Genomic DNA, 13451 nt, shown 5'->3' on the forward strand with positions numbered 1-13451 from the left:
TTATTTTTAGAAATTCAAAATTTTGCAACAAATCATTCCTGCAACCCCTGCATACAAGTAAGTGAGCAACAGGACAAAGTGCAGCATTCTGATTCCTGAGATTTCATAGCCCGACGAAGTATACTGGTTGGATATGAATTGGGAATGTCCTCCCAGATAGCGTTTCTGAATAAAAAGATACAATGCGTAGACAAGGGAAGCAATGATGCATCCGGCCAGCGCACCTCCCAGTACATCTCCGGGATAGTGTACCCCCAGGTACATCCGGGAATAGGAAGGAATGGCTGCCCAAAGGAACATCATTACTGTCAGCGCACGGTGACGGATGAGCAGTGAGACAAACGTAGCCACCGCAAAGGTATTGGAAGCATGGCTGGACAAGAAGCCGTACAGCCCTCCCCGGTAACCGTTCACGATGTGTACGTACTGCATCAGTTCGGGGTCATTCGACGGACGGAAACGGTGGAAGTACGGCTTGCAAAGCCCCGAGGCAAACTGATCGGCCAGGGTTACCACCAATGCAATCATCACCAGAATGACTATCCCGTGCGTTACTTTGGTATTCTTAAAAATGATATACAACAACATGGCAGCCGCAGGAATCCAGATCTTCGTGCCGGACACTGTCCACATGAATCCGTCCCAAAACAACGAATGGCTGCTGTTGATTTCCAGCAACAGTTCTTTATCCAATGCTATCAGTTGTTGTATATCCATAATCAAATTAAAACTAAAATAATCAGATCTTTTCTATTGCATTTGCCGGAAGCCAGCCTTTCTTTCCATCTTCCAGACGGATTTCCTTCCAGCTTTCCATCGAATTGTCGTCAATGTAGACTTTGGTTCCCTCATGGATGACGAACAGGTCCGTTCCGCTCTCATCCGGGGTACTCTTGACCGTAATGCTGGGCGACATCACAATCGCTCCGGTACGTTCCGTCAGTTTTTCTTTCTGCTCAGCTGCAAACAGGTTGGCAAAAACCGTCACAATCAGAAAGACTACCGCACCGATAAAACCGATTTTGCGGATAACCACCCGGCTGCCGAAAATATAGACAGCCAGTCCGGCCAGCAGTAGAAAGAAAGCCATAATACCAATTACCGACCATTCCTTCTCGCTGCAACTGTTGGTCAGTGCCTTTATCCAGGTAACGATGAACACCTCACTGGTCGGAGTAATCTGGTCTACCGACTTGGCCCGTGCCATCTCCAGGTTGAAACGGATATCCGCATCCCCCGGGCTCAGCAGCAAGGCACGCTCGTAGTTCAGTACCGCCTTCGCCACGTTCTTCTCCTTGTAATAGCTGTTTCCCAAATTATAGTATATGTCAGCCGATTCCCCCTGTGTATTCAGTATCTCCTCATACAACTGGATGGCTTTGGCGTAATCATTTGCCTGATAAGCCTGATCCGCTTCTGCCTTTCCGGCTGCAGCCCATATCTGCTGGGCTGCCAGCATGATGAATATCAAAATGAAAGACCATTTTCTCATATTTCGAATCTCCTCTTTCCGCTTTTAATGTTTAATACTATTTTCCATCTTGCTGATTACCTCAATGGAAGCTCCGTATACCTTATCCATTGCTTCGTTTTCATCTCCCGGAGCATAACGGGCAAACTCACACTCATTCAAGGCGTGTATGAATTCCTTTGTCAGTTCTTCCGATACACCGTATCTGGCCAGTTCCGACTCGATGTTATCTTTAGACAACTGTGAAACCGGAATGTTCAGTTTATCGCTGATGTAACCCCACAAAGCCTTCAATACCTCGTCATAGAACTCGTTCTTCTGGTTGGCAGCCAGGAGTTTTCCGGCCTGTTTCATACGTTTCGTAGCTACCTTGTTGGCCTTTTTCGTCTTCATCTTGGCCACATTCGCATTTTCAGCAGCCTGCTTGCGGAAGAAGATGATGGCTGCGACAAACAGTATCAGCGGCAATACATACCACAGGATATAGGCAACCGTTCCGTAGAAGAACTCACCCTTAGGAGACAGACTGGTTTCTCCAAGTTTGATGAAGCGGATGTCCTGTCCCAGCACCTTGATGCTTTCCTTGTTGGTAAAGTCGGAAATCACCTGACTGGCATTGCCTTCTCCCTCTCCTTTGGCCACCTTCAGTTCGTAGGCTTCCGTCTTCAATGTCTTGTAAGAAGAAGTCTTCAGGTCGTAATAAGTGAATTCCACCGGAGGGATGGTAAAGTTGCCGGCATGACGCGGTATCGCCAGGTATTCGATGGTCTGGCTTCCGGTCATTCCCTGACGGGATACCTCAAAGTTGTTGGTTACCTTCGGGTCGTACACCTCAAAGTCCTGAGGGAACTTCACTTCCGGCGTACTGATCAGTTTCATGTTTCCCGATCCGCTGATGGTCAGTTTCACCGTAACCGCATCGTTGGTCTTCAGTTCCTTGGTATTGATGGAAGAGGCAATCGTAAACTCACCGACACCTCCCGAGAATCCCGCAGGCTTCGCCGGCAGCGGCTTCACGTTGATGGTCAGTTTCGGAGTCACAATCTTCTTCTTCACCTCGATGTATCCTCCCCCGTTGAAGAAAGCATCGAACGGATCATCCGGAATGGTCTGCTGAGCCACTACCCCTTCAAAAGTAATGGCCGGAATCTCCAGTTTGCCGCTCTGCTGAGGGAAGAGAATATACTGGCTCCATACGGTCGTGTTATAATTTCTTCCCTGATAATGCTCCAGTGAGAAGGTCTTCTGCTGCGGAAGCTCCACTTCCTGCGTATGGAAGCCCTTCAGGTCGGGCATCTTGCCGAGCAACTGGCGCAGGTTGACCAGGGTATACACTTTATAAGTCAAGAGAATAGCTTCCTGCTCGTGTACCGTAGTCTTGCTGGCAGTGGCCGTAATAAACAGGTCCTTGTCGGTAATCCGGCTGCCTGCCATCTGTCCGCGTGAAGAAGACGCGCTTCCCCGCTGGCCTCCCTGTCCTCCCGACTGCTGCGTATTGTCGGGCGGAAGTACCTTGATGGTAAGAGCGTTCGAGAAAATCTTCTCTCCTCCCACCTCGATGCTGGCTGCAGGAATGGTATAGGTTCCCGCCTCATTCGCCATCAGAATATAAGTATAAGTAATGGAACTGCTCGAAGAAACCTTTCCATTAATAATCTGTGTACTGCTCTGCTGGGAACGGCTAGGTCCCATCAATACATCAAACCCCTTGATTGAAGGAGCCAGAAAGTCCCTCACCTTCTGTGTGTTTACTGTAAAAGTAAGTCTGAACTGGTCTCCGCTCACCACCACGTCGGGCGCTTCGGCAGTCAGCGTTGCCTTGTCATTCGCCCAGAGGCCCAGTGTGGAAACCATCAGAAATAAAAAGAATACCAATTTCTTCATCTGCTTATTCTCTTTTCATTGTTAAATTGCACATATTCATTGCCATTGCCTGTTCCGGACCCCTTACCAGTCTTTCTCCAGTTTCTGTCCCTGTACCTGAATGGCCTTCTTTACCTTATCCTGCACATCCTTCTCATCCTGCATGGCAGCCTTCAGCAACTGTTCGGCATTTTCTTTAGACATTTCGTTCTGGTTCTGCTGCGGATTCTGCTGGTTCTGCTGATTCTTCTTTTCCTGCTCCTGCTGGTCCTTATTCTGCTGTTGCTTTTCGTCTTCCTTCTTTTCCTGCTGCTGTTGCTGCTGATCCTGGTTCTGCTGCTGTTGCTGCTGGTCTTTCAGCTGCTTCTGTGCCAAAGCCAGGTTGTAGCGGGTCTCATCGTCCTTCGGATTGTTTCTCAGTGCCTGCTTGTACGCTTCAATGCACTGCGGCAGCTGCTTGGACGACTGAAGGATCACTCCCATGTTGTGGTAAATCTGGGCAAGTTTCTCCTTGTCCTTCTCCACCCTCGAAGCCGCTTCAAACTGCTCCATCGCTTCCTTGCCCTTCTGTTGCATCAGGAGTGCGTTCCCCAGGTTATACATTGCATCCGAAGACTTCGGATTCAGTTCCAGTGCCTTCCGGTAATCAATTTCAGCCTTGACAAACGTACTGTCCTTGTACAGCCGGTTTCCGCTTCTCAAGTAGTCGCGTTCCGTTTTCTGACCGTACATGGTTCCGGCCAGGCATACCAACGCAACCGTCATATATCCTTTAAACAACATATCTTGTCTCATTTAAAAAGTTTCACATTCTTGAAAATCGGATTTTTCCGCTCCAATATCATCAGTTCGACTGCCAGCAGGATCAGTGCCATCCATGCCAGTACCTGGAACTGCTCGTCAAACTCGGTGAAGACCTGTGTCTCCACATCGGCCTTGGCCAGTTTGTTGATTTCCGCATTCAGCGCACGTTCCGCGTTGTTGGTATTGTCTACCCTCACGTACATGCCGTTTCCTGCTTTCGCAATTTCCTGACACATCTGCTCATTCAGACGGGTAATCACCACGTTGCCATCCTTGTCGCGGCGGAACTCGTTGCTGCCCTCTACCGGAATCGGTGAGCCGTCGGGAGATCCCACTCCCAATACAAACACCCGTATTCCCTTGCTGGCAGCTTCCTGAGCCGCTTCCACAGCTCCTCCCTCATGGTTTTCTCCATCAGTGATCAGGACGATGGCCCGTCCTACCCCTTCATTGGGAGTAAAACTCTTCATACCCAGGTTGATTGCCTCCCGGATATTGGTACCCTGAGTGGAAATCAGTCCCGGATTGATGCTCTCCAGGAACATCTTGGCAGAGATGTAATCACTGGTAATAGGCAACTGCGTAAAAGCCTCTCCGGCGAATACGATCATGGCCACCTTATCGTTGTTGAAAGTCTCCACCAGACGCGAAATCAGTTTTTTCGATTTTTCCAGACGGCTCGGTGTCACATCCTGTGCCAGCATGGAGTTGGAGATATCCAACGCCACCACCGTTTCCACCCCCTGACGTTTCACGGTTTCCATCTTCGAGCCAAACTGCGGACGTGCCAGCATGAAAATCAACATTGCCAATGCCGCAAACACCAGCCAGAACTTCACATCCGGACGGTACTTCGACACATCCGGCATGAGATGAGCCAGCAGTTCCGGATCACCGTACTGACGGATTTTCCTGCGGCGGCGCCAGTTCCCGTACAGATAGATTCCCACCAGGGCCGGAAGAATAATCAATAGATATAAATATATCGGTTCTCCAAATCGAAACATAATTGCAAAGTTTTAAGGAATTTTCTTTAATACAGTGTTACGCAAAAGCACCTCCAGCAGGATACAGCAGAAAGCAATCAGTCCGAATACGGCAAAAGCCTCCTCACGCTTGCTGAACTCCTTCACGTTCAACTTTGTTTTCTCCAGTTTGTCAATCTCCTCATAAACCTCCTCAAGCTTCGAGTTGCTGGTTGCACGGAAATAGTTTCCGTTGGTCGTGCCTGCAATCTGGCTCAAAGTCTGTTCATCAATCTCTACGGGAGTCTGCACGTACTGCACACCTGCATACGTCTGTACCGGGTAAGGTGCCGTACCGTTGGTACCTACTCCGATGGTATATACACGGACTCCGAACTGCTTGGCAATGTCGGCAGCCATCAGCGGTGAAATCGCTCCCCGGTTGTTGACACCGTCGGTAAGCAGGATCACCACCTTCGATTTCGCCTTGCTGTCTTTCAGTCGGCTCACCGCATTGGCCAGTCCCATACCCAGTGCCGTACCGTCTTCAATCAGTCCCTTCTGTGCGATATCCCCCTTCACGCTGTGAAACAGGTTCAGCAGGACACCGTGGTCTACCGTCAGCGGGCACTGCGTAAACGCCTCTCCGGCAAAGATGGTCAGACCGATGTTGTCGTTCGGGCGTCCGTTGATGAACTCCGATGCCACCTCCTTGGCCGCTTCCAGACGGTTCGGCTTCAGGTCCTCGGCCAGCATACTGGTCGACACGTCCACCGCCAGCATGATGTCAATACCTTCAATCTCCGTATTCTGCCAGTTGTCAGTCGTCTGAGGCCGTGCCAGCACCAGTACAATCATCACAAATGCCACCACCCGCAATACAAAAGGCGCGTGCAGCAGATATACCTTCCAGCTTTTCGGAGCCTTCATGTACATGCGCGTAGTAGAGACCTGCAACGTAGGCTCTGTCTTCTTTCTCCGCATAAAATACCACGCGATATAGGGTATCAGCAGGATCAGCAGAAACAGATATTCAATATTTGCAAAAATCATAATTCCACGAATTAAAAATTAAAAGAACAGATCAACGATATGACGGATAGCCAGATACAATGCCACAGCCGCTCCGATAACCGCGAGCGCGATGCATCCCATCAGCACCAGACGACCCTGCTTGGAGCGTTTTTCCTCTACCCTGATTTCGGTAGGCTCCTTCTTCGCGTTCGGGTCTTCCTCCACCTTCGTCTCATTGATAAACTCAATGGCATTCACCAGGTTCATGTCGTTCTCATTCATCATCGGCGCATGCTTGGCAAACTTCACCAGGTCGGCCGTCTCAAACAGCAGTTTCAAATCCTTGACCGATTCCTTGTCTCTCTCCTCCAGCAGGCGTTCGATAATTTCCGAAGAGGTCATCTCCATGGCATTGAAGCCGAAACGCTCCCAGATGTACGTACGGAGCACATCGGTGAGTTCCGTATAATACAACTTCGGATCTTCGCGCTGCACCTGCTTGTCGGCCTTGATTTCCTCGATCTTCTTCATTGCCGTCTGATGAGGAGGCAACTTCGGTTCCACCTTTATAATCTTGATGATCGGCTTGTTGTCGCGGTAACGGATAATCAGGAAGACGGCAAGCGCTCCCAGAATCAGCAGGCACAGGCCACTATATACCAGGGGAGCCACGTCTTTCCACACAATCGGCACCTCACGCACATCCTTCGGACCAAAGAACTGGTCGGGATGCAGGGTATCCACCGGAATGGAATACACCTTCAGGGCCAATGCCTCCGACCGGTAGGCCTGGTTGTCTACCATCACCTCGAAAGGCGGCAGATAATACAGTGCCGAGTCAAAGGAAGTCACCGTATACTCCTGCGAGATCAGCCACCGCTTCTTGTCGTTCAGCAACTGCGTGTCGGGCTTGGCGATATCCAGAATCTCCACGCCCCTCACCAGGGTATCTTTCAGAAAAGGAAGCTGCAGCTTTTGCCCGGCATCCATGCTCACCTCCAGCTTGATCTTGGCCTGTTCGCCGATAAGCAGCTGGAGCGAGTCGATACGGGCTTCCACCGTCACCTGTGCACTCGCTGCCGATGCCATCAGCAGCATGGCACCGCAGCACACCGCCTTCAGTATCTTCTTTCCACTATATAGTAAAGTAGATTTCATAATCATATCAGTTTCGTTTGGCAAATAAATTCAGCAATGCCTTTACATAGTCCTGGTCCGTGCGTACAGACACCGAATCCACGTTGCAGTGGGTAAATGTCTCGTTCAATTTCTGCTTGCGTTCCATCCACCAGGCATGGTGGGCGTTGCGCAGGCTCTTCGAAGAAGTATCAATCCACTGTTCATGTCCGGTTTCCGCATCACGCACCTTCATCAGTCCCACATCCGGCAACTCTTCCAGACGGCGGTCGTACACCTGGATAGCCACCACATCATGCTTGCGGTTGGCCACCGTCAACGCATTCCGGAAATCATGCTCATCAATGAAGTCGCTCAGCATGAAAGCCGTACAGCGCTTCTTGATGACGTTCGTCAGATACTCGATCGCTCCCTGGATATCCGTCCGTGTACTCTCGGGCTGAAAATCCAGCAGTTCCCGGATAATATACAGGATATGCTTCCTTCCCTTCTTGGGAGGGATGAACTTCTCGATACGGTCGGAAAAGAAAATCACTCCGATCTTATCGTTGTTCTGAATGGCGGAAAAAGCCAGCGTAGCGGCAATCTCCGTCAGCATATTCTTTTTGGTCTGACGTACGGTACCGAAATCCAGACTGTTCGACACGTCGACCAGCAGCATCACCGTCAGTTCCCGTTCCTCTTCGAACACCTTCACGAAAGGCTTGTCGAAACGGGCTGTCACGTTCCAGTCTATATCACGTACATCGTCGCCATACTGATACTCGCGCACCTCGGAGAAAGCCATACCGCGTCCCTTGAATGCAGAATGGTACTGTCCGGCAAAGATATTGCTGGACAGTCCCCGTGTCTTGATCTCAATCTGGCGGACACGTTTTAACAATTCACTCGTTTCCATATAAATCAGGGCACCTCAACCTTATTTAAAATTTTGCTTACGATTTCATCTGAAGTCACGTTGGTAGCCTCTGCCTCGTAAGTCAGTCCGATACGGTGACGCAATACGTCATGAGCTACCGCACGTACATCTTCCGGAATCACATAACCGCGACGCTTGATGAAGGCATAGCTGCGGGCAGCCAGTGCCAGGTTGATAGACGCACGCGGAGAACCACCGAATCCGATCAGGCTCTTCAGTTCCTTCAGGTCGTATTTCTCAGGGTAACGGGTAGCGAACACGATGTCAGCAATATACTGTTCAATCTTCTCATCCAGATATACCTGACGTACCACCTTGCGGGCTTCGATGATGTCGGCAGCCTTCAGTACCGGACGTACCTCAATCTTCTCGCCCGAAATATTCTGACGGATAATCTTCTTTTCTTCTTCCAGTTTCGGATAATCGATGATGACCTTCAGCATGAAACGGTCGACCTGTGCTTCCGGCAGCGGATAAGTACCTTCCTGTTCAATCGGGTTCTGAGTAGCCATTACCAGGAAAGGTTCCGGCAGACGGAAAGTTTCCTTGCTCAGTGTCACCTGACGTTCCTGCATGGCTTCCAGCAAAGCACTCTGTACTTTGGCCGGAGCACGGTTGATTTCATCAGCCAATACGAAGTTGGCGAAAATAGGCCCCTTCTTGGCGATGAACTGTTCGTCCTTCTGACTGTATATCATGGTACCGATTACATCGGCCGGCAACAAATCGGGGGTAAACTGAATACGGCTATACTGCGAGTCAATCAGAGAGGCCATCGTCTTGATAGCCAATGTCTTTGCCAGACCCGGAACACCTTCCAGCAAGATATGTCCATCCGAAAGAAGTCCGATAAGCAAGGATTCAACCAAATGTTTCTGACCCACAATAACCTGATCCATTCCGGTCATCAAGTTAGTAATAAACGCACTCTGGCGTTCAATTCGTTCGTTTAATTCACGAATGTCAATAGCTTCAGCCATAATTTCTATGTTTAATGTTTTCAAATATCTATTTTACACCCCATAAAGGGAAGATTGTATTATCGAACCCAAAAGTACGGCATTATATTAACAGAAGCAACTAATTTTTATTAAAAAAAACTAGTTGCTTCTGCGGTTTTCAGTCTTGTTGGACTAAAGATATTTAAAATTCTTACTGCCGGTCTTTCTTGGGTGTCAGGACCGGAATCTGTATGGTAGCTCCTATCGGTATCTGGTTGGCGTTACGGATGACCGTAGGATTGTGCTTGACCAGATAAGGCCAGAGTTTCTTGTTGCCGTAAAACTTCTGGGAAATCTTCACCAGGCTTTCTCCCGGACGGATGGTATAGGAGGCCTGTGTACCGGTAATCTGGTACTCCACCGTATCCGAAAGGGTCTCACGGCGTTCCGGAGTGGTTTTACCTGCTTCTTTCGTCGTTCCGGCAGCAGGCTGCTCCGGCTGTTTCGGGGCAACCGTTGTGGACGGTTTCTCCGGCAATGTCACTGTCACTTCCTTTTTCACCTCCTTGCGGACCGTATCGGCCTGGGATGCTGTGGCAGCTGCAACCGTGTCTGCAGTTACTGCCGGCAACTCCTGTCTGGCGGCAACCGATGCCTTCTGAGTGACGGCAAACAGGCTGTCGAGCAGATGTTCCGAAATAAACCGTTTGTCGGAAAGGAAACTCCATACCATTCCTCCTCCTATCAGGACACCTGCCAGCATCACCGTTGCCAACATGCACCACGGGAAGCGTCTCTTCCGCCCGGTCTCTGCCACCGGAAGCTGTTCCGGATGCCCGGTTTCCATCATCGGTTCCTCACTGCCGGTTCCGGACGATGATTCGTGACCCTGGATTACAGGTGCCGCTTCCTGAGCGTCAGTTTCTACAAGAGATTCCGGTTTGAGTTCCTGAGCATCAGCCTCTACAAGGGGCTCCGGTTCGGGTTCACGACTGTCGGGCCATGCAACGGTCTCTGTCTCCGGTGCGGCCGGCTCACCTGCAGCAGCGGGGTCATCCACGGAATCCCCTTCCTCCACAGGCACAGTCTCATCGGTCTCTTCAGCAGACTCGGACACAGGAGAAGTCGTCTGAGGCACCTCCTCCTTACTTTCCAGTTCCGGACTCTCCGACGGTTCCTCCGGTAACACCTCTGTTTCCGCCGTTCCCTCTTCCAGATCGGCCGACATTTCAGCCGAAAGCACTGAAGTGCCCTCCTCCTCTTCCATGTCGTCGAAATGCGTACCCTCGTTCAGCACCACGGTCTCAAAATGAGAGAAAGGCCGGTTCACCCAGTCGCGCATACTTGCGTCCGGCGTAAAGGAAATCCGCGAATATCCCTGGATTTCAATCCGTTCTCCCGAATTGACACTTACGCTTTCCCGAGCTTCCACCCCGATCAGTTTGAACGTTCCCAGTCCCTTCACCTTCACATACTTATCCGTTTCCAGCGCCTCCTTGATCAGCGTAAAGAACAGTCCGACAAAGGCTTCCGCGTCTTCCGGATTCATGTCGTGGCGGCGGGCCAGCTGCTCAGCCAACTCCTGCAAAGTAAACTTTTCATTCATTTGCCTGCATTTTTTTGAATTTCTCTTTCAGGGAATTATCGGGTTTGTAACTCAGTACCAGCTTGGGGGGAACCAGCAGACGCTGACGGGTAGCCGGATTGACCACAATCCGCTCCAGTTTCTTTTTCACTTCAAAAGTACCGAATCCCTGAAACGTCAGGGTCTTCCCCTCCTGAAGCTCTTCTCCCATAATGGCCACCATGGATGCCACCAGCTGGGCCGCATCCTTGTTGGTGTAGCCCAGTCTTCGGGCCAGTTCGCCTGTCAGTTCCTTATTGTTCATTGTCTAATGTCTTCTTATACCAAACTTGCATACAGGTCAAAGTCGTCGGCATCATATACCTTCACACGATGGAAGGAACCCACTCTCAGGGTACGGTCTCCGGCTGGGATGAGTACCTCCGGATCCACTTCGGGCGAATCGAACTCCGTACGTCCGATGTAATACTCGCCTTCCTTCCGGTCGATGATTACCGTAAACTCCTTGCCGATTTTCGCATGACTCAATTCGGCAGAAATCTGCTGCTGAATCTCCATCAGTTCGTCCAGACGGGCCTGCTTGACTTCCTGCGGCACCTCGTCCTTATAGTGGCGGGCGGCATACGTACCCTCCTCTTCCGAGTAGGCGAAGGCGCCCATCCGGTCGAAACGTACCTCACGCACAAAGTCCTTGAGTTCTTCAAAATCCTGCTCCGTCTCTCCGGGGTGACCTACCATCAGTGTCGTACGCAGGTGGATTCCCGGCACTTCCTCGCGGAACTGACGGATCAGCTCGTAGGTATCGGCCTTGGTGACATGTCTCCGCATCTTTTCCAGCATGTTGTCACTGATGTGCTGCAGGGCAATGTCCATATACTTACATACGTTGTCGTTCTCACGCATCACCCGGAAAAGGTCTTTCGGGAAATGTGCCGGATATGCATAGTGCAGACGGATCCATTTCACACCCGGAATCTGCGCCATCTGCTCAATCAGCTGCGGCAGCATCTGTTTCTTGTACAGGTCTACTCCGTAATACGTCAGTTCCTGTGCAATGACCTGAAACTCCTTCACACCTTCCGACACCAGGAGGCGCACCTCGTCCAGGATTTCCTCCATCGGACGCGACACATGCTTTCCGGTAATGATCGGAATGGCACAGTAAGAACACTTGCGGTCGCAACCTTCCGAAATTTTCAGATAGGCATAGTGCTTCGGAGTCGTCAGATGACGCTCGATGGCAAATTCGGAATGATAAGCCTTGCCCAGGTCGTTCAACAGGTCATTCCAGTTGAACTTACCGTAGAATTTATCCACCTGCGGAATTTCCAGCTGCAGTTCTTTCAGGTAGCGTTCCGAGAGGCAGCCCATGACGTACAACTTCTTGAGCCGTCCCTCCTCCTTTGCCTGGCAGAACTCCAGTATCATGTTAATGGACTCTTCCTTCGCATCACCGATAAAGCCGCAAGTATTGATCACGGCAATCTCTCCCTGAGGATTCTCGGAATCGTGGGTTACCCGATATCCGTTGGCCTCAAACTGCTTCATCAACTTTTCCGAATCAACCAGATTCTTTGAACACCCTAAGGTGATGATATCAATCGTATTCTTTCTCATTTACCAGTATCTGTTCCAAATAAAGAATCAACAAACTCACGACGGCGGAAAATCTGCAGGTCTTCCATGCCTTCACCCAGACCAATGTACTTTACAGGAATCTTGAACTGATCGGAAATACCGATGACAACTCCTCCCTTGGCCGTTCCGTCGAGCTTGGTAATGGCCATAGCATTCACTTCAGTGGCCAGCGTAAACTGCTTGGCCTGTTCGAACGCATTCTGTCCGGTAGAGCCGTCGAGTACCAGCAACACTTCGTGAGGCGCATCCGGTACCACCTTCTGCATCACATTCTTGATCTTGGTCAGCTCGTTCATCAGTCCGATCTTGTTGTGCAGACGTCCTGCCGTATCGATGATGACCACATCGGCCTGGTTGGCTACTGCCGAGCTCAGGGTGTCATAAGCCACAGAAGCCGGGTCAGAACCCATTTTCTGCTTGATAACAGGCACTCCTACCCGTTCACCCCAGATTACCAGCTGTTCCACCGCAGCGGCACGGAAGGTATCGGCAGCTCCCAGATACACCGATTTTCCGGCTTTCTTGAACTGATAAGCCAGTTTACCGATGGTAGTGGTCTTTCCCACTCCGTTCACTCCTACCACCATGATCACATACGGCTTCTTGCCTTCGGGTACACTGAAGTCTTCGGCGTCCACCGTATTGTTTTCGGTGAGCAGGGCCGCAATTTCCTCACGCAGGATATTGTTCAGTTCCTGAGTATTGACATACTTGTCGCGGGCCACTCTGTTCTCAATTCGCTTGATGATATTCAGCGTGGTCTCCACTCCTACGTCCGAAGTGATCAGCACTTCTTCCAGGTTGTCCAATACTTCATCGTCTACTTTCGACTTTCCGGCTACTGCGCGGGCTATCTTCCCAAAGACACTTTCCTTGGTTTTAGACAGTCCTTTGTCCAGCGTTTCTTTCTTTTCCTTCGAGAAAAAACTAAAAAATCCCATACGCGGCTTGTTATTTATTATCTATTTTGTGACAAAGATACAATATTTTTCAAAATTACCGCACTGTTTTATCCCGATGAACTGCTTTTTATCTTGCGGAAAGTTGCACAACCCGAACATTCTACTTAATATTGTAAAGCAAAAACACGGAGAGCCTCCGGTTTCTCCGAATA

Annotated in this window: 13 protein-coding genes; all 13 read right to left on the minus strand. The window is 50.3% G+C overall.

Annotated elements, in window-relative coordinates; genetic code table 11:
• Positions 1–6: 6 nt before the first annotated feature.
• The 13 genes from H3001_RS01265 to ftsY all read right to left on the minus strand — a co-directional run bounded on the left by H3001_RS01265 (position 7) and on the right by ftsY (position 13278).
• Positions 7–717 (minus strand): phosphatase PAP2 family protein, encoded by a 711-nt coding sequence (locus tag H3001_RS01265; protein WP_181213859.1) that lies wholly within the window; start codon positions 715–717, stop codon positions 7–9.
• A gap of 22 nt (positions 718–739) precedes the next feature.
• Positions 740–1459 carry a tetratricopeptide repeat protein gene (locus H3001_RS01270; protein WP_394367781.1) on the minus strand — a complete coding sequence of 240 codons (720 nt, stop codon included), beginning with the start codon at positions 1457–1459 and terminating at the stop codon, positions 740–742.
• A gap of 57 nt (positions 1460–1516) precedes the next feature.
• Positions 1517–3355 (minus strand): BatD family protein, encoded by a 1839-nt coding sequence (locus H3001_RS01275; protein ID WP_181213861.1) that lies wholly within the window; start codon positions 3353–3355, stop codon positions 1517–1519.
• 63 nt (positions 3356–3418) lie between these two features.
• Entirely contained in the window at positions 3419–4117 is a 699-nt protein-coding gene (locus H3001_RS01280; RefSeq protein WP_181213862.1) for a tetratricopeptide repeat protein, read from the minus strand.
• 8 nt (positions 4118–4125) lie between these two features.
• The gene (locus tag H3001_RS01285) at positions 4126–5145 is read right to left on the minus strand and encodes a vWA domain-containing protein (RefSeq protein WP_181213863.1); all 1020 of its coding nucleotides are present in this window, start codon (positions 5143–5145) and stop codon (positions 4126–4128) included.
• A 12-nt stretch (positions 5146–5157) separates the two neighbouring features.
• Entirely contained in the window at positions 5158–6156 is a 999-nt protein-coding gene (locus tag H3001_RS01290; protein WP_181213864.1) for a vWA domain-containing protein, read from the minus strand.
• A gap of 18 nt (positions 6157–6174) precedes the next feature.
• Positions 6175–7275 (minus strand): BatD family protein, encoded by a 1101-nt coding sequence (locus H3001_RS01295; protein ID WP_181213865.1) that lies wholly within the window; start codon positions 7273–7275, stop codon positions 6175–6177.
• A gap of 7 nt (positions 7276–7282) precedes the next feature.
• The gene (locus tag H3001_RS01300) at positions 7283–8152 is read right to left on the minus strand and encodes a DUF58 domain-containing protein (protein ID WP_181213866.1); all 870 of its coding nucleotides are present in this window, start codon (positions 8150–8152) and stop codon (positions 7283–7285) included.
• Between the two features lie 5 nt (positions 8153–8157).
• Positions 8158–9153, minus strand: a complete 996-nt coding sequence (locus H3001_RS01305) for an AAA family ATPase (protein ID WP_181213867.1) — start codon at positions 9151–9153, stop codon at positions 8158–8160.
• A gap of 172 nt (positions 9154–9325) precedes the next feature.
• Positions 9326–10720, minus strand: coding sequence for an HU family DNA-binding protein (locus H3001_RS01310; RefSeq protein WP_181213868.1), 1395 nt, complete (start codon positions 10718–10720; stop codon positions 9326–9328).
• Positions 10713–11003, minus strand: a complete 291-nt coding sequence (locus H3001_RS01315; RefSeq protein WP_181213869.1) for an HU family DNA-binding protein — start codon at positions 11001–11003, stop codon at positions 10713–10715. Before H3001_RS01315 ends, H3001_RS01310 begins: the two co-directional genes overlap by 8 nt.
• Positions 11004–11017: 14 nt before the next feature.
• On the minus strand, positions 11018–12316 hold the full coding sequence (gene rimO / locus H3001_RS01320) for a 30S ribosomal protein S12 methylthiotransferase RimO (protein WP_181213870.1): 1299 nt from the start codon (positions 12314–12316) through the stop codon (positions 11018–11020).
• Complete coding sequence (gene ftsY / locus H3001_RS01325) at positions 12313–13278, minus strand: signal recognition particle-docking protein FtsY (protein ID WP_181213871.1); 966 nt, start codon at positions 13276–13278, stop codon at positions 12313–12315. Before ftsY ends, rimO begins: the two co-directional genes overlap by 4 nt.
• Positions 13279–13451: the final 173 nt, after the last annotated feature.

This window comes from Phocaeicola faecicola (assembly GCF_013618865.1).
Classification (GTDB): domain Bacteria; phylum Bacteroidota; class Bacteroidia; order Bacteroidales; family Bacteroidaceae; genus Phocaeicola; species Phocaeicola faecicola.

Excerpts from the sequence above, each read along its gene's own strand:
- H3001_RS01265 (WP_181213859.1), bottom strand. The coding sequence starts at position 717 with ATGGATATACAACAACTGATAGCATTGGATAAAGAACTGTTGCTGGAA.
- H3001_RS01270 (WP_394367781.1), bottom strand. The coding sequence starts at position 1,459 with ATGCTGGCAGCCCAGCAGATATGGGCTGCAGCCGGAAAGGCAGAAGCG.
- H3001_RS01275 (WP_181213861.1), bottom strand. The coding sequence starts at position 3,355 with ATGAAGAAATTGGTATTCTTTTTATTTCTGATGGTTTCCACACTGGGC.
- H3001_RS01280 (WP_181213862.1), bottom strand. The coding sequence starts at position 4,117 with ATGTTGTTTAAAGGATATATGACGGTTGCGTTGGTATGCCTGGCCGGA.
- H3001_RS01285 (WP_181213863.1), bottom strand. The coding sequence starts at position 5,145 with ATGTTTCGATTTGGAGAACCGATATATTTATATCTATTGATTATTCTT.
- H3001_RS01290 (WP_181213864.1), bottom strand. The coding sequence starts at position 6,156 with ATGATTTTTGCAAATATTGAATATCTGTTTCTGCTGATCCTGCTGATA.
- H3001_RS01295 (WP_181213865.1), bottom strand. The coding sequence starts at position 7,275 with ATGAAATCTACTTTACTATATAGTGGAAAGAAGATACTGAAGGCGGTG.
- H3001_RS01300 (WP_181213866.1), bottom strand. The coding sequence starts at position 8,152 with ATGGAAACGAGTGAATTGTTAAAACGTGTCCGCCAGATTGAGATCAAG.
- H3001_RS01305 (WP_181213867.1), bottom strand. The coding sequence starts at position 9,153 with ATGGCTGAAGCTATTGACATTCGTGAATTAAACGAACGAATTGAACGC.
- H3001_RS01310 (WP_181213868.1), bottom strand. The coding sequence starts at position 10,720 with ATGAATGAAAAGTTTACTTTGCAGGAGTTGGCTGAGCAGCTGGCCCGC.
- H3001_RS01315 (WP_181213869.1), bottom strand. The coding sequence starts at position 11,003 with ATGAACAATAAGGAACTGACAGGCGAACTGGCCCGAAGACTGGGCTAC.
- rimO (WP_181213870.1), bottom strand. The coding sequence starts at position 12,316 with ATGAGAAAGAATACGATTGATATCATCACCTTAGGGTGTTCAAAGAAT.
- ftsY (WP_181213871.1), bottom strand. The coding sequence starts at position 13,278 with ATGGGATTTTTTAGTTTTTTCTCGAAGGAAAAGAAAGAAACGCTGGAC.